Annotated in this window: 27 protein-coding genes; 19 read left to right on the top strand and 8 right to left on the bottom strand. The window is 66.7% G+C overall.

What is annotated here, in order from left to right:
* Positions 1 to 76 precede the first annotated feature (76 nt).
* From SriyCCGPB3_RS07460 to SriyCCGPB3_RS07470, 3 genes are all read left to right on the top strand, one after another.
* Positions 77 to 1,363 carry a nucleotide sugar dehydrogenase gene (locus SriyCCGPB3_RS07460; protein ID WP_110711826.1) on the top strand — a complete coding sequence of 429 codons (1,287 nt, stop codon included), beginning with the start codon at positions 77 to 79 and terminating at the stop codon, positions 1,361 to 1,363.
* Between the two features lie 55 nt (positions 1,364 to 1,418).
* On the top strand, positions 1,419 to 3,041 hold the full coding sequence (locus SriyCCGPB3_RS07465; protein WP_110711827.1) for an FMN-binding glutamate synthase family protein: 1,623 nt from the start codon (positions 1,419 to 1,421) through the stop codon (positions 3,039 to 3,041).
* A 74-nt stretch (positions 3,042 to 3,115) separates the two neighbouring features.
* Positions 3,116 to 3,577, top strand: a complete 462-nt coding sequence (locus tag SriyCCGPB3_RS07470; protein WP_350260035.1) for a GNAT family N-acetyltransferase — start codon at positions 3,116 to 3,118, stop codon at positions 3,575 to 3,577.
* A 66-nt stretch (positions 3,578 to 3,643) separates the two neighbouring features.
* Here SriyCCGPB3_RS07470 and SriyCCGPB3_RS07475 read toward each other — a convergent pair whose 3' ends face one another.
* Together SriyCCGPB3_RS07475 and SriyCCGPB3_RS07480 are read right to left on the bottom strand one after the other, a co-directional pair.
* Entirely contained in the window at positions 3,644 to 4,891 is a 1,248-nt protein-coding gene (locus tag SriyCCGPB3_RS07475) for a TIGR03862 family flavoprotein (protein ID WP_350260036.1), read from the bottom strand.
* Positions 4,878 to 5,312, bottom strand: a complete 435-nt coding sequence (locus tag SriyCCGPB3_RS07480; protein WP_049421508.1) for an FKBP-type peptidyl-prolyl cis-trans isomerase — start codon at positions 5,310 to 5,312, stop codon at positions 4,878 to 4,880. Before SriyCCGPB3_RS07480 ends, SriyCCGPB3_RS07475 begins: the two co-directional genes overlap by 14 nt.
* 70 nt (positions 5,313 to 5,382) lie before the next feature.
* On the opposite strand from SriyCCGPB3_RS07480, the gene SriyCCGPB3_RS07485 reads away from it, so the two are divergent.
* From SriyCCGPB3_RS07485 to SriyCCGPB3_RS07500, 4 genes are all read left to right on the top strand, one after another.
* Entirely contained in the window at positions 5,383 to 5,748 is a 366-nt protein-coding gene (locus SriyCCGPB3_RS07485; RefSeq protein WP_110711830.1) for a DUF6164 family protein, read from the top strand.
* 290 nt (positions 5,749 to 6,038) lie between these two features.
* A complete protein-coding gene (locus tag SriyCCGPB3_RS07490; RefSeq protein ID WP_180859658.1) occupies positions 6,039 to 6,806 on the top strand; it encodes a sulfurtransferase in 768 nt (255 codons plus the stop codon).
* 191 nt (positions 6,807 to 6,997) lie between these two features.
* Positions 6,998 to 7,993, top strand: coding sequence for an LLM class flavin-dependent oxidoreductase (locus tag SriyCCGPB3_RS07495; RefSeq protein WP_043402145.1), 996 nt, complete (start codon positions 6,998 to 7,000; stop codon positions 7,991 to 7,993).
* 68 nt (positions 7,994 to 8,061) lie between these two features.
* On the top strand, positions 8,062 to 8,559 hold the full coding sequence (locus SriyCCGPB3_RS07500; RefSeq protein ID WP_110711832.1) for a pyridoxamine 5'-phosphate oxidase family protein: 498 nt from the start codon (positions 8,062 to 8,064) through the stop codon (positions 8,557 to 8,559).
* 92 nt (positions 8,560 to 8,651) lie between these two features.
* On the opposite strand, the gene SriyCCGPB3_RS07505 is transcribed toward SriyCCGPB3_RS07500, so the two are convergent.
* Both SriyCCGPB3_RS07505 and SriyCCGPB3_RS07510 read right to left on the bottom strand, forming a co-directional pair.
* A complete protein-coding gene (locus SriyCCGPB3_RS07505) occupies positions 8,652 to 9,311 on the bottom strand; it encodes an exopolysaccharide biosynthesis protein (RefSeq protein WP_180847513.1) in 660 nt (219 codons plus the stop codon).
* Entirely contained in the window at positions 9,295 to 10,599 is a 1,305-nt protein-coding gene (locus SriyCCGPB3_RS07510) for a hemolysin family protein (protein WP_180847515.1), read from the bottom strand. The genes SriyCCGPB3_RS07505 and SriyCCGPB3_RS07510 overlap by 17 nt, the downstream gene beginning before the upstream one ends.
* Positions 10,600 to 10,891: 292 nt before the next feature.
* On the opposite strand from SriyCCGPB3_RS07510, the gene SriyCCGPB3_RS07515 reads away from it, so the two are divergent.
* Positions 10,892 to 11,518 carry a DUF47 domain-containing protein gene (locus tag SriyCCGPB3_RS07515; RefSeq protein WP_004152833.1) on the top strand — a complete coding sequence of 209 codons (627 nt, stop codon included), beginning with the start codon at positions 10,892 to 10,894 and terminating at the stop codon, positions 11,516 to 11,518.
* Positions 11,519 to 11,531: 13 nt separating this feature from the next.
* The gene (locus tag SriyCCGPB3_RS07520) at positions 11,532 to 12,653 is read left to right on the top strand and encodes an inorganic phosphate transporter (RefSeq protein WP_350260037.1); all 1,122 of its coding nucleotides are present in this window, start codon (positions 11,532 to 11,534) and stop codon (positions 12,651 to 12,653) included.
* A gap of 370 nt (positions 12,654 to 13,023) precedes the next feature.
* Here SriyCCGPB3_RS07520 and SriyCCGPB3_RS07525 read toward each other — a convergent pair whose 3' ends face one another.
* The 3 genes from SriyCCGPB3_RS07525 to parE form a co-directional block, all read right to left on the bottom strand.
* The gene (locus SriyCCGPB3_RS07525; protein ID WP_350260038.1) at positions 13,024 to 14,514 is read right to left on the bottom strand and encodes a S10 family peptidase; all 1,491 of its coding nucleotides are present in this window, start codon (positions 14,512 to 14,514) and stop codon (positions 13,024 to 13,026) included.
* Positions 14,515 to 14,624: 110 nt separating this feature from the next.
* Positions 14,625 to 15,203 (bottom strand): GNAT family N-acetyltransferase, encoded by a 579-nt coding sequence (locus SriyCCGPB3_RS07530; RefSeq protein WP_153855164.1) that lies wholly within the window; start codon positions 15,201 to 15,203, stop codon positions 14,625 to 14,627.
* Positions 15,204 to 15,418: 215 nt separating this feature from the next.
* Positions 15,419 to 17,308 (bottom strand): DNA topoisomerase IV subunit B, encoded by a 1,890-nt coding sequence (parE, locus tag SriyCCGPB3_RS07535; protein ID WP_110711838.1) that lies wholly within the window; start codon positions 17,306 to 17,308, stop codon positions 15,419 to 15,421.
* A 172-nt stretch (positions 17,309 to 17,480) separates the two neighbouring features.
* On the opposite strand from parE, the gene SriyCCGPB3_RS07540 reads away from it, so the two are divergent.
* The 10 genes from SriyCCGPB3_RS07540 (at position 17,481) to truD (ending at position 25,374) form a co-directional block, all read left to right on the top strand.
* Positions 17,481 to 17,714 carry a hypothetical protein gene (locus tag SriyCCGPB3_RS07540; protein ID WP_014036734.1) on the top strand — a complete coding sequence of 78 codons (234 nt, stop codon included), beginning with the start codon at positions 17,481 to 17,483 and terminating at the stop codon, positions 17,712 to 17,714.
* Positions 17,715 to 18,114: 400 nt separating this feature from the next.
* Positions 18,115 to 19,779, top strand: a complete 1,665-nt coding sequence (locus SriyCCGPB3_RS07545; RefSeq protein ID WP_032130113.1) for a CTP synthase — start codon at positions 18,115 to 18,117, stop codon at positions 19,777 to 19,779.
* Positions 19,780 to 19,868: 89 nt separating this feature from the next.
* On the top strand, positions 19,869 to 20,699 hold the full coding sequence (gene kdsA / locus SriyCCGPB3_RS07550; protein ID WP_110711839.1) for a 3-deoxy-8-phosphooctulonate synthase: 831 nt from the start codon (positions 19,869 to 19,871) through the stop codon (positions 20,697 to 20,699).
* Entirely contained in the window at positions 20,696 to 21,043 is a 348-nt protein-coding gene (locus SriyCCGPB3_RS07555; RefSeq protein ID WP_164162750.1) for a hypothetical protein, read from the top strand. The genes kdsA and SriyCCGPB3_RS07555 overlap by 4 nt, the downstream gene beginning before the upstream one ends.
* Complete coding sequence (locus tag SriyCCGPB3_RS07560; RefSeq protein WP_126927819.1) at positions 21,043 to 21,372, top strand: hypothetical protein; 330 nt, start codon at positions 21,043 to 21,045, stop codon at positions 21,370 to 21,372. The genes SriyCCGPB3_RS07555 and SriyCCGPB3_RS07560 overlap by 1 nt, the downstream gene beginning before the upstream one ends.
* 96 nt (positions 21,373 to 21,468) lie before the next feature.
* The gene (gene eno / locus SriyCCGPB3_RS07565; RefSeq protein WP_350260039.1) at positions 21,469 to 22,761 is read left to right on the top strand and encodes a phosphopyruvate hydratase; all 1,293 of its coding nucleotides are present in this window, start codon (positions 21,469 to 21,471) and stop codon (positions 22,759 to 22,761) included.
* Positions 22,762 to 22,765: 4 nt separating this feature from the next.
* On the top strand, positions 22,766 to 23,119 hold the full coding sequence (gene ftsB, locus SriyCCGPB3_RS07570; protein WP_153855162.1) for a cell division protein FtsB: 354 nt from the start codon (positions 22,766 to 22,768) through the stop codon (positions 23,117 to 23,119).
* Positions 23,116 to 23,814: a 2-C-methyl-D-erythritol 4-phosphate cytidylyltransferase gene (gene ispD, locus SriyCCGPB3_RS07575; RefSeq protein ID WP_119007642.1), complete on the top strand. Its 699-nt coding sequence runs from the start codon at positions 23,116 to 23,118 to the stop codon at positions 23,812 to 23,814. Before ftsB ends, ispD begins: the two co-directional genes overlap by 4 nt.
* Before the next feature lie 34 nt (positions 23,815 to 23,848).
* Complete coding sequence (gene ispF / locus SriyCCGPB3_RS07580) at positions 23,849 to 24,346, top strand: 2-C-methyl-D-erythritol 2,4-cyclodiphosphate synthase (protein WP_005409005.1); 498 nt, start codon at positions 23,849 to 23,851, stop codon at positions 24,344 to 24,346.
* Positions 24,343 to 25,374 carry a tRNA pseudouridine(13) synthase TruD gene (truD, locus tag SriyCCGPB3_RS07585; RefSeq protein WP_350260040.1) on the top strand — a complete coding sequence of 344 codons (1,032 nt, stop codon included), beginning with the start codon at positions 24,343 to 24,345 and terminating at the stop codon, positions 25,372 to 25,374. The genes ispF and truD overlap by 4 nt, the downstream gene beginning before the upstream one ends.
* Positions 25,375 to 25,443: 69 nt before the next feature.
* On the opposite strand, the gene SriyCCGPB3_RS07590 is transcribed toward truD, so the two are convergent.
* Entirely contained in the window at positions 25,444 to 25,983 is a 540-nt protein-coding gene (locus SriyCCGPB3_RS07590) for a Smr/MutS family protein (RefSeq protein WP_049462714.1), read from the bottom strand.
* Between the last annotated feature and the right edge of the window lie 188 nt (positions 25,984 to 26,171).

Below are 26,171 nucleotides of genomic sequence, written 5' to 3' on the forward strand. Positions count from 1 at the left end.
TGGTGCAGCGAATGAGTGAGTTGGCCGAAGCCATGGCAGCGTATGTGCGATCGCATCCGTTGCACGGGATGTGCCGATGAGTGCGCCGGTTGCGGCGGCCGTCGCCCCCCGGTTTGCGGTGATCGGTCTGGGCTACGTCGGCCTGCCGTTGGCGGTGGCCTTCGGCAGGCACTGGCCGACGCTGGGCTTTGATATCGATGCCGGCCGCATCGCCGAGCTGCGCAGTGGCCAGGACCACACGCTGGAAATGGAGGCCGATGAGCTGGCCAGTGCACAGCAGCTGCAGTACGGCAGTGATCCGGCACTGCTCGATGCCTGCAATGTCTACATCGTCACCGTGCCGACCCCGATCGATGCCTATGAGCAGCCCGACCTGGAGCCGCTGCGATCCGCCAGCCGGCTGATCGCCAGCCATCTGCGCGTGGGCGACCTGGTGATCTACGAATCCACGGTGTACCCGGGTACGACCGAAGAAGTCTGCGTGCCGCTGCTGGAGGAGGGCTCGGGCCTGCGTTTCAACGAAGACTTCTACTGCGGCTACAGCCCCGAGCGGGTCAGTCCGGGTGACCGCCAGCGTCGCCTGGCCGACATCCGCAAGATCACCTCCGGTTCGACACCGGAGGTTGCCGCGGTGATCGACGGCCTGTACCAGCGCATCATCGCCGCCGGTACCTTCCCGGCGCCGACGATGCGCGTGGCCGAAGCGGCCAAGGTGGTCGAGAACATCCAGCGTGATGTCAACATCGCACTGGTCAACGAGCTGGCGCTGATCTTCGATCGGCTCGGCATCGACACCCAGGACGTGCTTGACGCGGCGGGCAGCAAGTGGAATTTCCTGCCGTTCCGGCCAGGCCTGGTGGGTGGCCACTGCATCGGCGTGGATCCGTATTACCTGCTGCACAAGTCCGAGAGCGTGGGTTACCACCCGGACCTGATCCATACCGCGCGGCAGGTCAACAACCGCGTCGGCGAGCACGTGGCCGCGCGGGTGCTGGCGATGCTGGCGGAGCGTGGCCGCGCACCGGTGCAGGCACGCATCCTGGTGCTCGGCGTGACCTTCAAGGAGGATTGCCCGGACCTGCGCAACAGCCGCGCGCTGGAGCTTGCGCAGCGCCTGCGCGATGCCGGTGCCGAGGTTGAAGTCAGTGATCCCTGGGTGGGCCCGGCGGCGTTGGCGGAGGCCGGTGTGCAGTGGCTGGCCGAGCCGGTCACGGGGAGCTACGACGCGGTGGTGCTGGCGGTGGCCCATGCCCGCTTCAAGGCGATGGACGAGGCGGGAATCCGTGGCCTGCTGGCCCCAGGTGGCCTGGTCTACGATGTGAAATCGGCCTGGCCGCGCAACGTGGTTGACGGTCGACTGTAAGCCCGGAGGGCGGGCGGCACGGTAGACTCGGGGGCAGTTGCAACCGAGGAAAGCCATGCACCGGTATATCGTCTACCTGCTCGCCATCCTGATGTTCCCGATATGCCTGTGGCTGGCCACGATCTGGCCGGCCTGGTACTGGGGCGTCGGCCTGACTGCCGCGATGGTGGCGCTGGGGACCTGGGACCTGCTGCAGAAGCGCAGCACGCTGCGCCGCAATTATCCGGTGATGGCGCACTTCCGCTACGGCCTGGAGTCGATCGGCCCGGAGATCCGCCAGTATTTCGTGCAGAGCGACCTGGAGGACGTGCCGTTCTCGCGCCAGCAGCGCGCGCTGATCTACCAGCGGGCCAAGAACGAGATGGACACGGTGCCGTTCGGTACCCTGCGCAGCACCTATGCGGTGGACTACGAATGGATCAACCATTCGCTGGCACCCACGTCCATCGCCAAGCACGATTTCCGCGTGTTGATCGGCGCCAACTGTGCCAAGCCCTATTCGGCCAGCGTGTTCAATATCTCGGCGATGAGTTTTGGTTCGTTGTCGGCCAATGCGATCCGCGCACTGAATGAAGGCGCGCGCCGTGGCGGCTTCTACCACGACACCGGCGAAGGTTCGATTTCGCCGTATCACCGTGAGATGGGCGGCGATCTGGTCTGGGAGATCGGCTCGGGCTACTTCGGTTGCCGTGACGAAAAGGGCGGATTCAGTGAAGAGCGCTTCGTCGCCAACGCCACCCATGATCAGGTCAAGATGATCGAGATCAAGCTGTCGCAGGGCGCCAAGCCCGGTCATGGCGGCGTGCTGCCGGCGCCGAAGGTGACCGCCGAGATCTCGGTGACGCGCGGCGTGCCGATGGGCGTGGACTGCGTATCGCCGTCGCGTCACTCAGCGTTCTCGACGCCGGTTGAGCTGTTGCAGTTCGTTGCGCGCCTGCGCGAGCTGTCCGGTGGCAAGCCGGTCGGTTTCAAGCTGGCCATCGGCCATCCGTGGGAGTGGTTCGGCATTGCCAAGGCGATGCAGGAAACCGGCCTGCTGCCGGACTTCATCGTGGTCGACGGCGCCGAGGGCGGCACGGGTGCGGCACCGGCGGAGTTCGTCGACCATGTCGGCGTGCCGATGCACGAAGCGCTGCTGCTGGTGCACAACACCCTGGTTGGCCTCGACCTGCGCGAACGCGTCCGCATCGGCGCGGCGGGCAAGATCACCAGTGCCTTCGACATTGCGCGCACCATCGCGCTGGGGGCCGACTGGTGCAATGCCGGCCGAGGCTTCATGTTCGCGCTGGGTTGCATCCAGTCGCTGAGCTGCCACACCGACAAGTGCCCGACCGGCATCGCCACCCAGGATCCGGCACGCTGGAAGCACCTGGATGCGCCGGACAAGGCCACCCGTGTGTACAGCTACCACGAGCACACGCTGCATGCCTTGAAGGAGCTGCTGTGTGCCGCCGGCCTGAATGATCCGGCTGAACTTGGGCCGGAACACATCCTGCGCCGTGTTTCGCCGGTGGAGATCCGTTCGCTGGCCTCGCTGTACCGCTACCTGGAACCGGGCGAGCTGCTGCACAAGGTGCCGGACCATGCGGTGTTCCATGCGTTCTGGGCCGATGCACGCAGCGACTCGTTCCAGCCGCCGCCGAAGATCCAGGCGCTGCGCGCCAGCAAGTCGCGATAGCGATTCTGTAGAGTCGAGCCATGCTCGACTGCTTTTCGCACAGTCGAGCAAGCTCGACGCTACAAGGAGGCGCCATGCAGTTCAGGACCGGCACCATCGACGACGTCGCCACGCTGTGGGCCCTGCGCACGCGCTGCGTACGCGAGACCTGCAGCAGCCACTATCCGGTCGAGGTCATCGCACCGTGGTCGGCCTCGCCACCACCGTCGCAGTACGCGCGGCTGTTGTCGCAGGGCGGATGCGTGGTGGCCGAGGACGGGCAGGGTGCCCTGCTCGGTTTCGGCGTGTTCGATGCCAACGCCAATGAAGTCGATGCGCTGTTTGTCGATCCGGATCGCGGCGGCAAGGGGATCGGCCAGGCACTGATGCAGCGGTTGCTGGCGATGGCCGACCACGAGCGCGAGGTAGTGCTGTCGGCCTCGCTCAATGCGGTGCCGTTCTATCAACGGCAGGGATTCATTGCCGTGCGGGAGGAAGCCTACCCGCATCCCAGCGGTGTGGCGCTGGCCTCGGTGAGCATGCGCAGGCCATGGTGATGTAGCGTCGAGCTTGCTCGACGGCTTTTGTAGAGTCGAGCCATGCTCGACTCTACAATGCAGGCATCACCGACCGGCCAGCCAGCCGATCACGCCTTCAGCAGCACGCAGGCCGCTGGCGTAGCACGCCGTCAGCAGATAGCCGCCGGTAGGTGCCTCCCAGTCCAGCATCTCGCCGGCACAGAACACGCCGGGCACTGCCCGCAGCATCAGGCCATCATCCAGCGCATCCAGGCGCACGCCGCCAGCCGTGCTGATCACCTCGGCCATCGGCCGTGGACGCAGCAGGCGCAACGGCAGGCGCTTGAGCGTGGCGGCCACGATGGGCAGGTCGTGGCCCGCGTCCTTGCCAAGGATTTCGAACACCAGCGCGGCCTTCACTGCATCCAGGCCGGCCTGGCGACGCAGGTGTTCGCCGAAGCTGCGACCCTTACGCGGGCGCGACAGATCGGCCAGCAGGCGTGCTTCATCGCGTCCCGGCACCAGGTCCAGCCACAGCATGGCGTGGCCATCGCGGTTGATTGTCTCGCGCAGGTCTGCGGCCAACGCGTAGATCAGGCTGCCTTCGATGCCGTACTCGCTGGCCACGCATTCGCCCTGCAGCGACTGCGGTTGTCCCGCCAGGTCGGTCCAGTGCGCGACCACCGGTTTCAATGGTGCGCCGGCATTGCGCTGGGCGAAGAACGGCGTCCAGTCGATGTCGAAGCCGCAGTTGGCCGATTGCAGCGGCGCAATGTCCACGCCTCGTGCCTGCAAGGGGGCGACCCAGGCGCCATCACTGCCCAGCTGCGGCCAGCTGCCGCCGCCCATGGCCAGCACGGTGGCATCGGCGTGGACATCGATCTCGCCCGCTTCGGTGGCGAAGCGCAGCGCGCCGTCGTTGCCCCATCCGATCCAGCGGTGGTTGGCATGCAGGCGCACGCCCTGTTCCTTCAGTCGGCGCACCCAGCCGCGCAGCAATGGCGCTGCCTTGCGGTCGACCGGGAACACGCGGCCGGAGCTGCCGACATAGGTTTCCACGCCAAAGCCGGCAGCCCAATCGCGCAGTGCCTGCGCGTCGAAGCCATCCAGCCAGCGACCAACCGCTTCGGCCCGCTCGCGGTAGCGGCTGTCGAACAGCGGCCGCGGGTCGGAATGGGTGAGGTTGAGCCCGCCCTTGCCGGCGATCAGGAACTTGCGGCCGGGCGAACCCTTGGCCTCGTACAGGTCGACCTCCAGCCCAGCGGCGCGCAGGCGCTCGGCGGCGAACAGGCCGGCCGGGCCGCCGCCGATGACGGCGACCCGATGGGGCGATGCGGTATTACGGCTTGACATCGAGCAGCTCGACATCGAACACCAGCGACGAGCCGGCCGGGATCGGGCCAACCCGGCGGTCGCCGTAGCCGTAGTCCGGCGGGATCATCAGGGTGCGCTTGCCGCCGACCTTCATGCCGGCCACGCCCTCATCCCAGCCGCGGATGACCTGGCCGGCGCCGAGCGCGAAGGTGAACGGTTCGCCACGGCTGACCGAGCTGTCGAAGGTCTTGCCGTGCTTGGTTTCGGTGCGGTTGTCGTAGATCCAGCCGGTGTAGTGCACGGTCACCTTGTTGCCGGCAACGGCTTCGGCGCCGGTACCCGGGACGGTATCGATGCGCTCGAAGGTGGTCAGGGTGCCACCCGGCGGCGGGCCGGACGGTTCGGTCGAGCAGCCAACGGCGGCGAGGGACAGCAGCAGGGGAAGCAGCAGGCGGCGCATCGGGCGTCTCCGGAAGGGCGCAGGGCGAGGGCGGCAAGGGTAGCGCATCGGCGCCGGGTATCATGGGTACATGGCAAAACTCCTGCTCAATCTGCGCAATGTCGGCGACGACGAATATGCCGATGTCTGCACGCTGCTCGACCAGCACGGCATCGCCTGGTATCGCACCGAACCCAGCCCCTGGGGCATTTCCAACGGCGGCCTGTGGCTGCGCGAGGACGCCGATCATCCGCGTGCGAAGGCGCTGATGGCGGAGTACCAGGCTGAGCGCGGGCCACGCATCCGTGCCGAGCGCGAGCAGGCGTTGCGCGATGGCACGGCGGAGACCTTCGGCAGCCTGTTCCGGCGGCGGCCGGCGTATGTGGTGCTGGTGCTGTTGGGGATGGTGGGTGCGGCGGCGCTGGTGCTGCTGCCGTTCGTGCTGTTGCGGGGGTAAGGGGGGGCTTCTGGCCGGGTTGCACCCGGCACCTGCAGAGGCAACGGCAACGGCAAAAGCTGGTTTCCGTGGGATGGCGTGGCGGTGTGGGCAGGCGGGGGGCGGCAAAAGCTGCTCCTGCGTGCCTCGTAGAGCGCCATCCATGGCGCTCTGCGCCCCCGCCTGCCCACACCGCCACGCCTCTGACAGGTTCCGGTGTCTGCCGGGCTTGGGGTCGGATCCCTCTGCCGCGCAGAGGGCTCTGACCCCCTGAATCTGTCCGTGCGGGCGGGAGGCGCTAAAATGACGGGATGATCGCCAATACCGCTGCCTACCATTTCGCCGTCATCGACGCCCCCCAGGCCCTGTGCGATCAGTTGCTGGCGCGCGCCGAGGCGGCGCAGCTGCGCGGCACGATCCTGGTGGCGGGCGAGGGGCTGAACCTGTTCCTGGCCGGTGCGCCGGAGGCGGTCGAGGGCTTCTACGCCGCGCTGCATGCCGATGCGCGTTTTGCTGATATGCGGGTCAAGACCAGCCTGAGCGAGCATCAGCCGTTCGCGCGGCTGAAGGCCAAAGTGAAGGACGAGATCATCAGTTTCCGCCGTGATGACGGCCAGCCGCTGGAGTATCCGCGTGCACCGGCGGTCGATCCGGCTACCGTGCAGCGTTGGTTGCGGCAGGGGCATGATGACGCCGGCAAGCCGGTGGTCATGCTCGATACGCGCAATCTGCAGGAAGTGGAGTACGGCACCTTCAAGGATGCGCTGGTGCTGCCCATCCACAAGTTCACCGACCTGCCCGAGGCGTTGGCGCCGCACCGCGAAGCGCTGAAGGACAGCACGGTGGTCAGTTTCTGCACCGGCGGCATTCGTTGCGAGAAGGCCGCGCTGTGGATGGTCAACGACGGCATGGACAACGTGCTGCAGCTCGATGGCGGCATCCTCGGCTACTTCGAGGAGGTGGGCGGCGAAGGTTACGAAGGCCGATGCTTCGTGTTCGACGAGCGCGTGGCGCTGGATGCCGAACTGAAGCCGATGGTCGACCAGGCGCTGCCGGAGCCGCGCCCCAGCGCGTTCTGATGTTTCCTTGGTAGAGCCGGCCGCTGGCCGGCTGCCAGGGCACTTTGCCTGCCGGCCAGCGGCCGGCACTACCGGATCAAGCGCGGTCAGCCCTGAACCCGTCCCACGGGAATCAGCATCCCGCCACCGTCACTGGCCGCCGCGCCTGGCCGACCCCATGCATGGGGGATCCTGTGACGGAAAACCGCCTGATGATCCCGTTGTCGATTCTTGACCTGGCCCCGGTCTGCGAGGGCAGCGACACCACCGCTGCCTTCGCCAACATGCTGGAACTGGCCCAGCACGCCGATGCGCTGGGGTACCGCCGCTACTGGCTGGCCGAACACCACAACATGCCCGGCATCGCCAGTGCGGCCACCGCCGTGCTGATCGGTCACGTGGCAGGTGGCACAAAGCGCATCCGTGTCGGTGCCGGCGGCATCATGCTGCCCAACCATGCGCCGCTGCAGGTGGCCGAGCAGTTCGGCACGCTCGCCTCGCTGTATCCGGACCGCATCGACCTCGGCCTGGGCCGTGCGCCGGGCACCGATCAGCCGACCGCGCGTGCACTGCGCCGCTATTTCGACAGTGCCGACCAGTTCCCACAGGACGTGCGCGAGCTGCTGCATTACTTCGAGCCGGTACAGCCCGGGCAGGCCGTGCAGGCGGTTCCGGGTGGTGGCCTGCGGGTGCCGACATGGATCCTCGGTTCCAGCCTGTTCGGTGCGCGCATGGCTGCCTCGATGGGCCTGCCGTACGCGTTCGCCTCGCACTTCGCACCGGACGTGATGGACGAGGCGCTGGCGGTGTACCGCCGCGAGTTCCGCCCCTCGGCCACGCTGAAGCAGCCACATGCGATGTTGGCGTTGAACGTTGTCGCCAGCGACAGCGAGGCCGAATCGCGGCGCCTGTTCACCAGCCAGCAGCAGAGTTTCGTGAACCTGCGTCGCGGTCGGCCAGGCAAGATTCCGGCACCCATCGACGACATCGAGTCCTTCTGGGAGCCGCATGAAAAGCTGGGCGTGGAGCGGGCACTGGCCTGCACCGTGCTGGGGGATCCGCAGCAGGTGGCGGAAGGCATCGCCGCGTTCGTCGAGCGCCACAAGCCGGACGAACTGATGCTCACCGCCAACCTGTATGACCACCGCGCGCGCCTGCGCTCGTTCGAACTGGCGATGCAGGCCTGGCACGCCCGCCACGCGGGCTGAACAATTGCGTCACGGCCCATTGCGGCCGAACCGCGTCTGATGGGGGCTCATATCGAAGGAGCCCCCACATGGCCGACACCCGCGCCGAACACATTGCCCAACTGGCAGAGCTGATCAAGGACGTGGAGGTGGCGATGTTCACCACCACCGGCGTTGACGGGCGACTCTACAGCCGGCCGCTGGCCACCCAGCAGGTCACCTTCGACGGTGATCTGTGGTTCGTCATCACTGCCGACAGCCCGAAGGTGGCCGAGATTGCGCTCGACCCCCGCGTCAACGTGGCCTATGCCTCACCCTCGAAGAACACCTATGTATCGGTGGCCGGGCGCGCGCGCGTGGTTGATGATCGCGCGAAGATCGAGGAGCTGTGGTCGCCAGCGATGAAGCTGTTCTTCCCGGGTGGCAAGGACGACCCGAACCTGCGCCTGATCCAGGTGCGCGCCGACTCGGCCGAGTACTGGGATGGTCCGGGCACGCTGCTGGGCACGGCACTCAGTTTCGTGCTGTCGGCGGTGCAGGACGAGCCCGCGCCTTTGGCCGACAACGGCTTCATTGACCTGCGCTGAGAGCCGATGTCCGGTATTGGTAGTGCCGGCCGCTGGCCGGCAATCCTGGAAACGTGGCAGCCGGCCAGCGGCCGGCTGTACCGGGTTCCGGCTCAGAACCAGCGCTGGAACAGCTCCACCGTATAGCCCACCAGCTGCCCCGAACTGAAACCGAAGAAGGCGATCGCCGCCAGCGCCGCGATCCAGTTGAACAGCATCAGCGCGCCATCGCGTTCCAGCAGCGCCAGCGAGAACAGCAGCAGCTGGAAGCCGAACAGGAAGTTGGTGAAGGGAATCGGCAACGACAGCAGGATGCCCAGCAGTACCAGCAGCAGGCCGCTGAAGGCGTGGGCCGGCAGCGGTGTCAGCAGCTGCGGCAGGCGCGGTTTCAGCATCTTGTCCAACCGCCGCAGCGGGCGATCGATGCGGTCCAGGAAACGGTGCATGGTGCCGCGCCTGGGGCCGCGGCGGGCAATGAAGCCAGGCAGCCAGGGCCGGCGCAGGCAGAACAGCATCTGCAGGCCGATCAGGATCACCAGCGGACCGCTGACTGCGCCGCCCATGCCCGGGATCGGGATGAACGAGGGCAGGATCGCCACGAACAGGAACACGCCGAACGCGCTCTGCTGCAGGTTGCACAGGATCTGGCCGAGCGGCATGTGCTCGGCCGGGTCGCCGGAGGCGAACATCTCCAGCAGGGTGCGGATGCCCTCGTTGCGGTAGGCGGGGCGCTTGACGCCCGGGCCCTGGCCGGCCTCAGGCGGTGAGCTCATCGGCCTGCTCGTCGGACAGCGTGCGCAGCAGCAGCTTGTCCACCCGCGCACCGTCCAGGTCGACCACTTCGAAGCGCCAGCCGGCCCAGTCGAAATACTCGCCGGCGTGCGGGATGCGGCCGAAGTAGTGGATGCACATGCCGGCCAGCGTGTAGTAGTCACCATCCTCGGCATCGGGCAGGTCGTTGCTGCCGATCAGTTCGCGCACGTCTTCGATCGGCAGCGAGCCGTCCACCAGCAGCGAACCGTCTTCGCGGGTCACCACCAGTGCGTCCTCGTCGGCGTTCTCCACGGCTTGCAGGCGGCCGACCACGGCACCCATCAGGTCGCTGATGGTCACCAGCCCCTGGATCTCGCCGTACTCGTCCACCACCAGCGCCATCGACTGCTGTTCCTCGCGGAAGATCTCCAGCAGCTTCATCGCATGGGTCGATTCGGAGACGTACAGCGGTTCGCGCAGGGTCTGGAACAGCGTGTTGTCACCGCGCGCCATGCGCGTGGCCAGCGATTTCAGTTCGAGCACGCCGACCACGTCCATGTCGTTGTCGCGGTACACCGGGTACCGCGAGAACTCGTGCTCGGCCATGATGTCCAGGTTGCGCTCCAGGCCGGCCTGGGTATCCAGCCATGCGATGCGGTTGCGCGGGGTCATCAGGCTGTCGGCGGTGCGGTCGCCCAGGCGCATCACGCGGTTCATCATGTCGCGCTCGTGGGCGTCGATCACGCCGGCCTCGTGGCTCTCGGCCACCAGCATGCGGATCTCTTCTTCGGTCACCGAGGCGACTTCATCCTTGCCCAGGCCGAACAGGCGCAGCACCAGCTGGGTGGTCTTGGACAGCAGCCAGACGAAGGGCAGCGCCAGCTTGGCCAGCCAGCTCATCGGCATCGCGACCAGGCCGGCAATGGCCTCCGAGCGGGTCAGCGCCAGGCGCTTGGGCACCAGTTCACCGAAGATCAGCGTGATGAAGGTGATCAGGCTGACCGCCAGCGCGGTACCGATGTTGCCGGCGTAGGCAAAGCCCGGCATCAGGCCCTGGATCCAGCCGGCGAAGGCTTCACCCAGTGCTTCACCACCGAGGTAGCCGGTCAGCACGCCGATCACGGTGATGCCGATCTGCACGGTGGACAGGAAGCTCTCCGGCTTCTCCGACAGCTCCAGCGCCTTGGCGGCGCGCTTGGAGGTGGCGGCCATCTGCTTCAGGCGGCTCTTGCGCGAGGTCATGACCGACATCTCGGACATGGCGAAGAAGCCGTTCAGCAGAACAAGCGCGAAGACAATCAGGATCATTTCAAACACGGGCGTCGTCCCCGGTTGGTGGCAGGGAGGGCGGGTGCTTGCGATGGCGGCTGGCGCTCAGGAACCGGGTCCGGCGCGGCGCAGGGGGATAAGGGTCGTCGTCCATAAGGTGCGCCCGAGGGCGCGCTGGCATCTTAGCAAAGGGGCGTGGCAGGGTGGCAACCGCCTGTTCAGGTTGGGGGTTCCCAGGCCTCGAAAGGGGGCAGGGATACCCGTGATGGTCATCTAGCCGTCATAATTCCGTCTGGTGCCGTCCTTCCCGCGACGGCTGACAGGTTTCTCAATGTTCTCTCTGCAGACCATTTTCGGTTCCGGCAAACAGTTCTACACCCTGCTCGATGAGGCTGCCGTCGCGGCTTCCGACGCCGCCAAGGCGCTGCATTCCATGCTGCGCGAGGCCGACCGCCAGCCCGCGCTGGACGCGTTCAAGCTGGCCCGCCTGCGCGAACGCGCGGCCTCGGACAAGATCAGCCAGGCGCTGGTGGACAGCTTCATGACCCCGATCGAGCGCGAAGACATCGAAGCGCTGGGCTCGGCGCTGTACAAGATTCCGAAGCAGATCGAGAAGTTCGCCGATCGCTATTCGCTGGCCACGACCCACCTGGAGCACATCGACTTCGCGCCGCGCGCGGCGATGCTGGAACAGGCTGCCGGCGTGGTGGTGGAGATGGTGGCCGACCTGCGCCACATGAACCTGGACCGGATGACCGCGCTCAACGAGAAGCTGCGTTCGCTGGAGAACGAGGCCGACCGCCTGATGCTCGAGCTGTACCGCGACATCTACTCGGGCCGCCTGGACAACCTGCAGATGTTCCTGCTGAAGGAATTCTTCGAGATCCTGGAAAAGGCCATCGACCGCTGCCGCGAGGCCGGCGTGGTGGCGTACCAGATCGTGTTGAAGAACAGCTGACGGACGCCGCCGCATGTTGACCCTTGTCCTGGTGGTGATCCTGGCCGCGCTCGTCTTCGAGTTCATCAACGGCTTCCACGACACCGCCAACTCCATTGCCACCGTGGTGGCGACCAAGGTGCTCTCGCCCGGCTGGGCGGTGATGCTGGCCGCCTTCATGAACCTCATCGGCGCGTTGACCGGTACCGCGGTGGCGCTGACCATCGCCTCGGGCCTGCTCAACACCAACGTGGTCGACGTCACCCCGCAGGTGATCCTGTGCGCCCTGCTGGGCGGCATCATCTGGAACCTGATCACCTGGTGGAAGGGCCTGCCGTCCTCGTCCTCGCACGCCCTGATCGGTGGCCTCTGCGGCGCCGGCCTGGCTGCGGCCCACAACAACTGGGACGCGCTGATCTGGTCCGAGCGCCTGGGCAGCTGGGCGCAGAACAAGGGCCTGCTGTGGAAGGTGTTCGTGCCGATGATCACCTCGCCGATTGCCGGCTTCCTGCTCGGCATCGTGGTGATGGTGCTGCTGTGGGCGCTGATCGCCGGCCTGGCCAAGATCGGTGGTGCCATCGGCCGGCTGGCCCGCCCGCGCATCGTCAACGCGTTCTTCGGCAAGGCGCAGATCGCCTCGGCGGCCTACATGGGCTTTGCCCACGGCCACAATGACGCGCAGAAGACCATGGGCATCATCGCCATGACACTGATCGGTGCCGAAGCCACCGGCGCACTGAACGACCTGCCGTCCTGGCTGGCCTTCATGCACCCGGACGCCAGCGCTGGTGACGGCATCGCGATGTGGATCGTGCTGACCTGTGCGGTGGTGATGGCCGCCGGTACCGCCTCGGGCGGCTGGAAGATCATCAAGACCCTGGGCCACAAGATGGTCAAGCTGCACCCGATCCACGGCTTCGCCGCGGAGACCAGCTCGGCCACCATCCTGACCCTGGCCGCCCACTTCGGCATGCCGGTCTCGACCACGCACAGCATCTCCACCGCGATCATGGGCGTCGGCTTCGCCAAGAACCCGCGTTCGCTGAAGTTCGGCGTGATCGAACGCATCGTCTGGGCCTGGATCCTGACCATCCCGGCCGCCGGCGGCTGCGCGTACCTGATCCTCAAGTTGTTCGCCCTGTTCGGCTGGACCTGATGCCAGCGGCCTTGGGGTCAGAGCCCTTTCCCTGCGGGAAAAGGATCTGACCCCAACAATCGAGAAAGCCCGCCGGATTCCGGCGGGCTTTTTTCATGGGCAGATCATTCTTCCGTATCCAGCGTGTCGACCAAGGTCGACACCCACCAGAGCAGTGCAGGACGCCGTTCCGACAGTTCGCGGAAATCTGTCGAAGGCGGGGTGGGGCCGGTTGCGGGGGTGTCCGCGGCATGGATGCCGCGGCCAAGCCCCCAGGGACGGGTTTACGGCGTCCCCCGCAACCGGCCCCACCCCGCCCAACCACGGAAAGCCCGCCTTTGCCGTTGCCGTTGATCCGGCGGGTGCCGGGCCGCAGGCCCGGCCAAACCCCTCAGTTACGCTGGAACAGCGCCTGCACATCCTTCCGGAACGCTGCCTGGCTGTCCGCCCGGCTGTAGAACATGTGCCCGCCCGGGTAGCTCCGCACCTGCACCCGGTCCGGATTGCTGCCCATCGCCGGCATCTGGTCCACCGTCAGGATCGACCCCATGAACGGGCACGACAGATCATTCCAGCCATGCACGATCAGCACCTGCAGATGCGGATCGATCGCCACCGCCTGGCGCAGCTGGGTCACCGCCCCTTGGCGCAGCTCGCCATTGCGGTCCCACAAGTGGTTCACATCGTAGTTCAGCGCCTGGTAGCGCGCATCCACCTTCCAGCCGACCACGCGCGTCACGAAGTCGACCATCGCCGTGGTGGTTGGCGCGATGATGCTGTCCAGCAGCGGATCGTTGGCACGCTGTTCCGGATCGTTCGGGAACGGATCGAACGCGGTCACGTTGGAGTCGTAGCGGCTGCCCAGCGTGCCTTTGTCGCGGAACACCTCACGCAGATACGCCTGTGTCTCCAGGCGGCCACCGGCGCGGCGTACGAACTGCGGGTCCAGCCCGGTCAGCTCGGTCACCCGGCGCAGCATCGCCTCGGTCGCCTGTGGGTCACTGCGGCCCTTCATCAGCGCGGTGGCGTAGTCGCCACGGGTGTATTCCACCACCTCACGCATCGCCGCATCGGTCAGCTTGCCCTGGCGCTCCAGGTGCGCTGCGGCGATCGACGGCAGCGTCTGCATCCAGGCCATCGGCGACACGTCGGCATTGTCTTCCAGCGTCGGGCTCAGGTAGGGCGAGACCAGCACCAGGCCGTTCAGCGCCACGCCCAGCCGGGTCTGCAGGAAGTGGGTGATGCGCGGGCCGCGGTAGCCACCGTAGCTCTCGCCGGTCAGGTACTTGCGTGACGCCATGCGCTGGTTGCGCAGCAGCCAGTCATAGATCGAGCGCGACAGGTACTCGATGTCGGCACCGGGGTTGTACAGCCGCTCCTTCGCTTCGTCATCGCCAATGCGCGCGCGGCTGAAGCCGGTGCCGACCGGATCGATGAACACCAGGTCGGTGAAGTCCAGCCAGGTGCCCGGGTTGTCGTGCAGGGTGGCCGGCGCGGACGCGCTGTCACCCTCGGAGCCGAAGGTCACCACCTTGGGCCCGATCGCGCCCATGTTGAGGTAGACCGACGACGCCCCGGGGCCGCCATTGAGCGCAAAGGTCACCGGCCGGTCCTTGCCCGGCATCGTGTAGGCAGTGAACACCACATCCGCGATCACCTTGCCCTTCTCGTCACGCACCGGCAGCGTACCAACGGTGGCGGTGTAGTCGAGGGTACGGCCGGCCAGGCGCATGCTCTGGCGAGCCGACGCATCAGCGGGCAGCGCAGGCGCTTCAGTCTTGTCGTCGTTCGGATCGGGTTTGGCGTCGGGCGCGGCCAGCACGCTGGCAGGGGCGATGAGCAGGCCGACGCAGAGCGCGGCAGTGTGCAGCAGGAACTTCATGGCACCGTATCGGCAGCGGAAGGGGATTCCGATGCTAGGCCGGTGGCGGGCCATGCCGTATGTGTCCAAAGGCATGGCCGTGCGTTGAGCTTGCTACTGGCCAGATTGGGTCAAGCGGGCAGGACGGTGGCCGCCTCATCGTCGGCCAGCAGGCCATACACGGCCGAATCCGACAGTTCGCCCTGGATGCGCCAGCGCTGGCGCAGCACGCCCTCGCGGTGGAAGCCGAGGCGGTCGAGCACGCGTGCCGACGGCACATTGCGTGGATCGATCTCGGCCTCGATGCGATGCAGGCGGAGGGTGCCGAACAGGTAGGCCAGCATCTGCCGCAGGGCCTCGTGCATGTAGCCCTGGCCCTGACGATCGGGTGCAAGCAGGTAGCCGATCTCGGCGCGTGAGGCGTCTCGATCGATCGCGAACACCACGCAGATGCCCAGCAGCGGACCCTCCAGCGATTCGCGCACGGCCAGCTTCAGCTGGGTGCCGATGGCGTGGGCGGCAAGGTCGTCGTCGATCTGTTCGCGGGCTTCGGCCGGTCGTGTCCAGGCCGGGTGGTTCCACCAGCGCATCACGTCCGGGTTGGATTGCAGCGTGAACAGCGCAGCGGCGTCGTCACGGCGGATCGGGCTCAGGACCAGGCGCGCGCTGTGCAGCGGCAGGCCGGGGAACAGCAGCGAGTGGCTGGCCAATACGGTGGTCCACACGGATGGACGCGCATTATGGCGCCACCGGGTTTGCCGATGGGGTCGTAATGCCTGTAGAGCCGATGCCCGGCTGCCGTGAATGGCCGGGGTCGGATCCCTTTCCGCAGGAAAGGGCTCTGACCCCACTGCCGACCGTCTTGCCGCGTGCCTGGGGTCAGAGCCGTTCCCCGCTGGGAAACGGATCCGACCCCGGTCAGGGATCAGGCTTCCAGCGAAGCCAGGTCGCCCTTGGTCTCCAGCCAGCCCTTGCGGTCCGACGCACGCTTCTTGGCCAGCAGCATGTCCATCAGCGAGCTCGTCTGCTCGCGATCGTCCACGGTCAGCTGCACCAGGCGACGGGTATCCGGGTGGATGGTGGATTCACGCAGCTGCGGCGGATTCATCTCGCCCAGGCCCTTGAAGCGGGTGACGCTGATGGCGCCCTTGATCTTCTCGCGCTCGATCTTGTCCAGCATCGTGCGCTTCTCTTCCTCGTCCAGGGCGTAGAACACCTGCTTGCCCACGTCGATGCGGAACAGCGGCGGCATCGCCACGAACACGTGGCCGGCATCGACCAGCGCCGGGAAGTGCTTCAGGAACAGTGCGGTGAGCAGGGTGGCGATGTGCAGGCCGTCGGAGTCCGCGTCGGCCAGGATGATGACCTTGCCGTAGCGCAGGCCGCTGATGTCGTCCTTGCCGGGATCGCAACCGATGGCGATGGCCAGGTTGTGCACTTCTTCCGAGGCCAGCACGCTGTTGGACGAGACTTCCCAGGTGTTCAGGATCTTGCCGCGCAACGGCATGATCGCCTGGAAATCCTTGTCGCGTGCCTGCTTGGCGCTGCCACCTGCCGAATCACCTTCCACCAGGAACAGCTCGGTGCGCGACAGGTCCTGGCTGATGCAGTCGGCCAGCTTGCCAGGCAGGGCCGGGCCCTGGGTCACCTTCTTGCGGACGACCAGCTTTTCGGTCTTCAGGCGCGCGCTGGCGCGCTCGATGGCGATCTGCGCGATCTTCTCGCCCAGTTCCACGTTCTGGTTCAGCAGCAGGCTGAAGGCATCGTGGGCGGCGCCTTCAACGAAGCCGGCGGCCTGGCGCGAGGACAGGCGTTCCTTGGTCTGGCCACTGAACTGCGGGTCGGTCATCTTCAGCGACAGCACGAACGACACGCGGTCCCATACGTCTTCCGGGGCCAGCTTGACGCCACGCGGCAGCAGGTTGCGGAAGTCGCAGAACTCGCGCAGCGCCTCGGTCAGGCCGGTGCGCAGGCCGTTGACGTGGGTGCCATGCTGGGCGGTGGGGATCAGGTTGACGTAGCTTTCCTGCACCAGCTCGCCTTCCGGCAGCCAGGCCACGGCCCAGTCCACGATCTCGGTGTCTTTCTTCAGGTTGCCGACGAACAGCTCGGCCGGCAACATCTCGCGATCGCCCAGCTCCAGCTTCAGGTAATCGCGCAGACCGTCTTCGTAGTACCAGGTATCGACTTCACCGGTGGCCTCGTCGGTCAGCTTCACGGTCAGGCCCGGGCACAGCACGGCCTTGGCGCGCAGCAGGTGCTTGAGCGCGCGCACCGCGAACTTGGGCGTGTCGAAGTACTTCGGGTCCGGCCAGAAGCGCACGCGGGTACCGGTGTTCTTCTTGCCGACGCTGCCGACCACTTCCAGCGGGGTGGCGCGGTCGCCGTTGCGGAAGGTGATGCGGTGCTCGGCACCTTCGCGCTTGATGTGCACCTCGACCAGGGTCGACAGCGCATTGACCACGCTGACGCCGACGCCGTGCAGGCCGCCGGAGAAGGTGTAGTTGTTGTTGCTGAACTTGCCGCCCGCATGCAGGCGGGTGAGGATCAGCTCGACACCCGGGATCTTCTCTTCCGGGTGGATGTCCACCGGCATGCCGCGGCCGTCATCGCTGACCTCCACGCTGCCGTCCTTGTACAGGGTGATCTCGATCGAGCGCGCATGGCCGGCGAGGGCCTCGTCCACCGAGTTGTCGATCACTTCCTGCGCCAGGTGGTTCGGGCGCGCGGTGTCGGTATACATGCCGGGACGGCGCTTGACCGGGTCAAGGCCGGACAGGACTTCAATATCGGCGGCGTTATAACGGGCGTTCATCTGTCTTCGAAAGCTTGGAGCGACGGGCAAGTGTGGGGTCTGGCACGGGATTTTGCACGCCTGCGGTTCAGTCTCGGCGACGCAGAGGGGGTAAAATGGCAGTCGCTGGAATCTGAACGCCGGCGACCCCCGTTGGGTCGAAACGTCCAAGCCATACCGCGAGGAGGACCTCATGAAGAAGTTGCTGACCATTGCGATCCTGGCCGCTGCCGCCGTTGCAGTGCCGCTGGTGGTGGCGCAGAACGCCGGCCAGCCGGCCCCGCAGCAGGGTGACCAGGCCGACAAGGCGCAGGCCGAAGCCGATGCCAAGGCCAAGCGCCGCGCGCAGGCCAATGCCGAAATGAAGGCGCAGGGCCAGCCGGCCCCGCAGAAGGAAGAAGAGGAAGAAGCGCGCAAGAAGCGCTGATCCCGTCCCCTGCCAGGCGCCCTTGCGACAAGGGTTGCGCTCCGGAACGCCCCGCTCAGCGGGGCGTTTCTTTTTGGGAACGTGGCGTCTGCCCCTTGGGTTGGCGGCCATCAATCTGTAAACTATGGCTTTCCGGGAGTAAGTGCGTGTCCACCATTTGCGAATGGGCTGGAGCGGCCAAGCGTGGCTTCCAGCATGGCGGGTCGCAGGTGACGGTCGAATTGACCGGCACGGCCACCCCGACCTCGCACGATGGTCCCCGTCCGGCGCCTGCCGCTGCGCGGATCCGCACCTCCCTCGCTGTCCCAGCGAACCGGAAAACCCCCTCCGAGCACCATGCCTGCCCTCCGGGTGCGCGTGGTGCTGCCGTTTTCCATTTCCAGACAGGATGCTTGCAGCCATGACTCCCTTGATTTTCGTAACCGGCGGCGTGGTGTCCTCGCTCGGCAAAGGCATTGCCGCTGCGTCACTGGCCGCCATTCTCGAAGCCCGTGGCCTGAAGGTCACGATGATGAAGCTCGACCCGTACATCAACGTCGACCCGGGCACCATGAGCCCGTTCCAGCACGGTGAGGTCTACGTCACCGACGACGGCGCCGAGACCGACCTCGACCTGGGCCACTACGAGCGCTTCGTGCGTACCCGCCTGAGCCGCAAGAACTCGGTCACCACCGGCCGCATCTACGAGAACGTGATCCGCAAGGAGCGCCGCGGCGACTACCTGGGCGCGACCGTGCAGGTCATTCCGCACATCACCGACGAGATCCGCCGCTGCATCGACGAAGCCACCGAAGGCTACGACGTGGCGCTGGTCGAGATCGGCGGTACCGTCGGCGACATCGAGTCGCTGCCGTTCCTGGAAGCGATCCGTCAGGTGCGCACCGAGCGTGGCCCGGAGAAGGCGCTGTTCATGCACCTCACCCTGGTGCCGTACATCGGCGCCGCCGGTGAGTTGAAGACCAAGCCGACCCAGCATTCGGTGAAGGAGCTGCGCTCGATCGGCATCCAGCCGGACGTGCTGCTGTGCCGTTCGGAACAGGCCGTGCCGGATTCGGAGCGCCGCAAGATCGCCCAGTTCACCAACGTTTCCGAGCGCGCGGTGATCAGCGTGCCGGACGTGGATGTGCTGTACCGCATTCCGTCGGGCCTGCATGCGCAGGGTCTGGATGAGATCGTGGTCAACCAGCTGAAGCTGGCCGACAAGGTCGGTCCGGTCGATCTGTCGATGTGGGAAGACGCGGTCGACGCGACCCTGCATCCGCTGGACGAAGTGACCATCGCCGTGGTCGGCAAGTACGTCGACCACCAGGACGCCTACAAGTCGGTCGGCGAAGCACTGAAGCACGGCGGCCTGCGCCAGCGCACCAAGGTCAACCTGAAGTGGCTGGAAGCACAGGACCTGGAAGGCACCGACATGGCCGCACTGGCCGATGTCGACGGCATCCTGGTGCCGGGCGGCTTCGGTGACCGTGGTTTCGAGGGCAAGGTGCTGACCTCGAAGTTCGCCCGCGAGCAGCACGTGCCGTACTTCGGCATCTGCTACGGCATGCAGGCGGCCGTCGTCGATTACGCCCGCAACGTGGTCGGCCTGGAGGGTGCCAACAGCACCGAGAACGACCGCCAGTCGCCGAACCCGGTGATCGGCCTGATCACTGAGTGGCGCACGGCAACCGGCGACGTCGAAAAGCGTGATGACAAGAGCGACCTCGGTGGCACCATGCGCCTGGGCCTGCAGGAGCAGCGCCTGAAGCCGGGCACGCTGGCCCGCGAGCTGTACGGCAAGGACGTGGTTGCCGAGCGCCACCGCCACCGCTACGAGTTCAACAACCGCTACCGCACCCAACTGGAAGATGCGGGCCTGGTGATCGCCGGCAAGTCGATGGACGACACCCTGGTGGAAGTGGTCGAGCTGCCGCGCGATGCGCACCCGTGGTTCCTGGCCTGCCAGGCGCACCCGGAATTCCTGTCCACCCCGCGTGATGGCCACCCGCTGTTCATCGGTTTCATCCGTGCCGCGCGCGAGCGCAAGGCCGGCGGCAAGCTGCTGCAGGAAGCCCGCGCCTGACTTGTGATGGGGGCCGCTGGCCCCCATCTTGCACGCTTCAACCCCCAGCGCACCGGCCCGGCCGGTGCCGCGGACAACAAGGAAACGCCATGAAACTGTGTGGATTCGAGGTCGGGCTGGACCAGCCCCTGTTCCTGATCGCCGGCCCCTGCGTGATCGAGTCGATGCAGCTGCAGCTCGATACCGCCGGCAAGTTGAAGGAAGTCACCGACAAGCTCGGCGTCAACTTCATCTTCAAGTCCAGCTTCGACAAGGCCAATCGCACCTCGGGCACCGCGTTCCGTGGCCCGGGCATGGAAGAGGGCCTGAAGGTCCTGGCCGAGGTCAAGAAGCAGATCGGCGTGCCGGTGCTGACCGACGTCCACGAATACACCCCGATGGACGAAGTGGCCTCGGTGGTGGATGTGCTGCAGACCCCGGCGTTCCTGGTCCGCCAGACCGACTTCATCCGCAAGGTGTGCTCGGCCGGCAAGCCGGTCAACATCAAGAAGGGCCAGTTCCTGGCGCCGTGGGACATGAAGCCGGTCGTGGAGAAGGCCAAGGCCACCGGCAACGATCAGATCATGGTCTGCGAACGCGGTGCCAGCTTCGGCTACAACAACCTGGTCAGCGACATGCGCTCGCTGGCGGTGATGCGCGATACCGGTTGCCCGGTGGTGTTCGATGCCACCCATTCGGTGCAGCTGCCGGGCGGGCAGGGCACCAGTTCGGGCGGCCAGCGCGAACACGTGCCGGTGCTGGCCCGTGCCGCGGTGGCGGTGGGCATCTCCGGCCTGTTCGCCGAGACCCATCCGGATCCGTCCAAGGCCCTGTCCGATGGTCCCAATGCGTGGCCGCTGGACCAGATGGAAGCGCTGCTCGAGACCCTGATGGAGCTCGACGCGGTGACCAAGAAGCACGGCTTCTCGCGCTTCGCGTGAGTCGTGACCCGTGGCTGGCGCTGGAAGCCCAGCGTCACCGCCGGCACTGGAAACAGTGGCCCTGGGGCCTGATCGCACTGGGCCTGGCCGTGCTGTTCACCGTGGGCATGTTTGGCCTGGTGCTGATCGGTGCCGCGTCGGTGCGCCCCCCGGGTGATGGCAGCAGCGCGCTCGATCTGCGCGCGTACTTCATTGCGCTGCTGGTCGCGGAGCTGCTCGGTGCGGTGGGCTGCGTCGCTGCCGCGGTGCTGGCCTGGCGGCTGAACCGCGGCAAGGTGACGGCTGGCCTGGCGATCATCCTGCTCTCGCTGTGGCTGGGTGCCCTGTTCTACGGATTGCTTTGATGAATACGACCACATCGGCGCGTGGCTGGCCCTGGGGCCTGATCGCGCTGGGGCTGTCCGTGTTGACCTGGATCGCCCTGGTGGTGGGCGTGCTGGCCTTCACGTCCGGTTTCCGGCCGCCGGGGGACGGAAACAACGGCGTGCAGGCCACGCAGTGGTGGCTGCTGGGCGCGCTGGTCACGATGGTGCTGTCCTTCCTGGGCAGCCCGGTGGCGATGGTGCTGGCCTGGCGACGGCGGCGTGGCCCCATCCTGGCAGCGATTGCCGGTGCATTGCTGGTGATGCTGGTGTCGATGGTCCTGATCGTGATCGGGTCCAGCTGGGGCTGAAGCCGCCCACGCCATTTGGCAAGTGGCGGGCAGCCGGGGATAATCACGCGGCATTCGTTTTGTCGCCCCCTCTCCATACAGGTAACCGGCCCGACCATGAGTACGATCCGCAGCATCCACGCCCGTGAAATCCTCGACAGCCGTGGCAACCCCACGCTGGAAGCCGAAGTCATCCTGGAGGACGGTTTGTTCGGTCGTGCCGCGGTTCCCTCCGGCGCCTCGACCGGCACCAAGGAAGCGGTCGAGCTGCGTGATGGCGACAAGACCCGTTACCTGGGCAAGGGCGTGCGCAAGGCTGTCGACAACGTCAACACCACCATCGCCAATGCGCTGAAGGGCTTCGAAGCCACCGACCAGGCCGGCCTCGACCGTCGCCTGATCGACCTCGATGGCACCGAGAACAAGGGCCGCCTGGGCGCCAACGCGCTGCTGGGTGTTTCGATGGCCGCCGCGCACGCCGCCGCCGCATCGAACAAGCAGGCGCTGTGGCAGTACCTGGCCGCCAAGACCGGTGTAACCCCGTCGCTGCCGGTGCCGATGATGAACATCATCAACGGTGGTGCGCACGCCGACAACAACGTCGACTTCCAGGAATTCATGGTGCTGCCGGTCGGCTTCACCTCGTTCTCCGAAGCGCTGCGTGCCGGTACCGAAATCTTCCATTCGCTGAAGTCGGTGCTGAAGGGCCACGGCCTGAGCACGGCGGTCGGTGACGAAGGCGGCTTCGCGCCGGACTTCCGCAGCAACGTCGAAGCGCTGGACACCATCCTCGAAGCGATCGGCAAGGCTGGCTACACCGCCGGTGAAGACGTGCTGCTGGGCCTGGACGTCGCCTCCAGCGAGTTCTTCGAGAACGGCAAATACAACCTGGTCGGCGAGAACAAGCGCCTGACCTCCGAGCAGTTCGTCGACTTCCTCGCCGACTGGGCCGCGCAGTATCCGATCATCACGATTGAAGATGGCCTGGCCGAGAACGACTGGGCCGGCTGGAAGCTGCTGACCGACCGCATCGGCAAGAAGGTGCAGCTGGTCGGCGACGACCTGTTCGTGACCAACCCGAAGATCTTCCAGGAAGGCATCGACTCGGGCACCGCCAACGCGATCCTGATCAAGGTCAACCAGATCGGTACCCTGAGCGAAACCCTGGAAGCGATCGCCATGGCCGACCGTGCCGGCTACGCCGCCGTGGTCTCGCACCGTTCGGGCGAAACCGAAGACACCACCATCGCCGACATCGCGGTGGCCACCACCGCCACCCAGATCAAGACCGGCTCGCTGTGCCGCAGCGATCGCGTGGCCAAGTACAACCAGCTGCTGCGTATCGAGGAAGCCCTCGGTGCCGGCGCGCGTTACGCCGGTCGTGACGCGTTCGTTTCGCTGAAGCGCTGAGCCGATGCGCGACTGGCGCTGGATGCTGCTGGTGCTGGCCCTGTTGCTGGGCTGGCTGCAGTACCGCTTCTGGTTCGGTCCGGGCAACTCGGGCGAAGTGATGATGCTCGAAGCCCAGGTCGCCAACCAGGAGCGCGACAATGAGGGTCTGCAGCAGCGCAACGACGCGCTGGCTGCCGAAGTGAAGGACCTCAAGGAAGGCCAGTCCGCCATCGAGGAGCGCGCGCGCAGCGAGCTGGGCATGATCAAGCCCGGCGAGAAGTTCTACCGCGTGGTCGAGGATGCGCCGGTTCGCCCGGCGCAACCCGCAGCAGGCGTCAATGTCCAGGCCGGCGAACACCCGGCGGACGTGCCATGAGCGCGGCGATCTGGGTGGTGGTTCCAGCCGCGGGCCGTGGCGCCCGCTTCGGCGCGCCGCTGCCCAAGCAGTACCTGCAGGCGGGCGGGCAGATCCTGCTCGCCCACACCCTGGACGCATTGCTGGCGCATCCGGCCGTGGCCGGGGCGATGGTAGTGATCGGTCCGGACGATGCCGACTGGCCAGGCTGGAGTGAATGGGCCGGCAAACCGGTACTGACCTGCATCGGCGGCGCGACCCGTGCCGCCTCGGTGCTGGCTGGGCTGCAGGCGCTGCCGGACTCGGTGCGCGCCGATGAATTCGTGCTGGTCCACGATGCCGCGCGGCCCAACCTGTCCCTGGCCGATCTTGGCCGCCTGCTTGAAGTCGGCCGTGCCGATCCGGTCGGGGCGATCCTGGCCGCACCGGTGCGCGACACCCTCAAGCGCGCCGGCGACGACGGTGGCATCGATGGCACCGAGCCGCGCGAGCGCCTGTGGCGTGCACTGACACCGCAGCTGTTTCGCCGCCACCAGCTCAGCCGCGCGCTGTCCGAAGCCGCCGCCGCCGGTATTGAAGTCACCGATGAGGCCATGGCCATGGAGCGCCAGGGCCAGCGCCCGCTGCTGGTGGAAGGCAGCGAGGACAACTTCAAGGTCACCACCCCGGCCGATCTGGACCGGTTCGAATTCGTACTTTCCCGCCGCGCCGGCTGATTAGCCGCGCGGCCCTGTAGCAAGGGTTGCATCCATGAGCACCGCACCGTTCCCGCCCGTCCGCATCGGCCAGGGCTACGACGTCCATGCCTTCGGTGAAGGCGACCACATCATGCTTGGCGGCGTGAACGTGCCGCACAGCTGCGGCGTGCTCGCGCACAGCGACGGCGACGTGATCCTGCATGCCCTGTGTGATGCCATGCTCGGCGCGCTGGCGCTGGGTGACATCGGCCAGCATTTCCCGCCCAGTGACGACCGCTGGAAGGGCGCCGACAGCAGTGATTTCGTGCGCCACTGTGACAGTCTGCTGCGTGAGCGCGGCTGGCGCGTCGGCAACACCGACATCACCGTGATCTGCGAGCGACCGAAGGTCGGCCCGCATGCGCTGGCCATGCGCGAGCGCATCGGCGGGCTGCTGCAGTTGCCGCTGGACGCGGTCAGCGTCAAGGCCACCACCTCGGAGAAGCTGGGCTTCACCGGCCGTGGTGAAGGCATCGCCGCGCAGGCCGTTGTGCTGCTGGTGGCGGCATGATTCCGTTGCCGTTGGCGTTTGGTGCGCCGTTGTTGACGGCGCGCATCCGCACCACGCCGGACGATTTCCAGGTGGATGAACTGCCGGCCTTCGAGGCCACCGGTGAAGGCGAGCACCTGCTGCTGCACATCCGCAAGCGCGGCGCCAACACCGTGCATGTGGCCAAGCTGCTGGCCACGTGGGCGGGCCTGCCGGAAATGGCGGTGAGCTACGCCGGGATGAAAGACCGCCACGCGGTCACCACTCAGCGTTTCAGCGTGCACCTGCCCAAGCGCATCGCGCCGGACCTGGCCGGGTTGGCCAGTGACGAGATCGAAGTGCTCGAAGCGACCTGGCACAACCGCAAGCTGCAGCGCGGCGCACTGGCCGGCAACCGCTTCAAGCTGGTGCTGCGTGAGGTGCAGGGGGATGCCACCGCGATCAGCGAGCGCCTGCAGCAGATTGCCGCGCGCGGCCTGCCGAACTGGTTCGGTGAGCAGCGTTTCGGCCGCGACGGTGGCAACGTACCGGCCGCACTGGCGATGTTCGGCGGCCGTCGCATGCGCAAGGACCAGCGTTCGCTGCTGCTGTCTGCCGCCCGATCGGCGCTGTTCAACCGCGTGCTGGCCGCGCGCGTGGAGCAGGGCAGCTGGGATCAGCCTCTCGATGGCGAAGTGTGGATGCTCGATGGCAGCCGCAGCGTGTTCGGACCCGAGCCGTACACCGACGTGTTGGCCGAGCGACTGGCGCGTTTCGACATCCATCCCAGCGCGCCGCTGTGGGGCGAAGGCGAGCTGCGCAGCACCGATGCGGCGCGCGAGCTGGAACTGGCCGCGCTGGACGACGAGGAATCGAAGGCGCTGCGGGCCGGCCTGGAAGACGCGCGCCTGAAGCAGGAGCGCCGCGCGCTGCGCCTGCGTCCGGCGCTGCTGCAGCACCAGTGGCTGGCCGACGACGTGCTGGAACTGTCGTTCGCACTGCCGCCGGGCTGCTACGCCACCGCCGTGCTGCACGAGCTCGGCCCGGTCGAAGACGCCTCTCAGGCCTGACAGGAAAAGGGGACGGAGGGAATTAAGTCGTTTGTGCCACAAACGACTTAATTCCCTCCGTCCCCTTTTTCATCTGCGCGCCAGCAGCACCAGCATCGCGCCGGTACCGCCTTGTCCGGTCGGTGCCGAGTGAAATGCCAACACGTCGTTGCGCAGCCGCAGCAGGCGATCGACCAGGTTCTTCAGCACCGGCGCACCGCCATCGGACTGCAATCCCTTGCCATGGATGATGCGCACGCAGCCATAGTCGTGTGCATGTGCCTCCAGCAGGAACTGGCGCAGCAGCGTCTCGGCCTGCGCAGCGGTGGCGCCGTGCAGGTCCAGCTCGTCCTGCACCGAGTACTGGCCACGCTTGAGGCGCTGGAACAGGCGTGGTGGCAGATTGTCTCGGCGATAGCTGGCTACGTCACCGGCTTCCAGCGGCGTACTGTCGCGCAGCAGCCGGGCGAATTCGCCGGCGGCTTCGGCCTCGTCACGTTCGGCCATGCGCGCGCGCGGCTTCGGCCGGGGTGCGGCAGGCGCCGGCTCGGCGTCCTTGCGCAGTGGCGTCACTTCGCCGATCGCCGCACGGAACAATGCGGCCGGATCTTCGTCTTCAGGGTGCGACATGCGCACAGGGTAAACCGCCGGCGCAGGTCTGCCTATGACGGTTCGATGTCGGTCATGACCGCCGACAGGGTAGGACCGGCGGCTCGCATGCGGCACAATAGACGATGCCCTTGCAGGGTCGACGGCTTCCGCAGGGGAGTACGACGGTCCCGCCCACACTGCACGGTGACGGAATCGAATTCTTGGAA

Source organism: Stenotrophomonas riyadhensis (genome assembly GCF_040256885.1).
Taxonomy (GTDB): Bacteria; Pseudomonadota; Gammaproteobacteria; order Xanthomonadales; family Xanthomonadaceae; genus Stenotrophomonas; species Stenotrophomonas riyadhensis.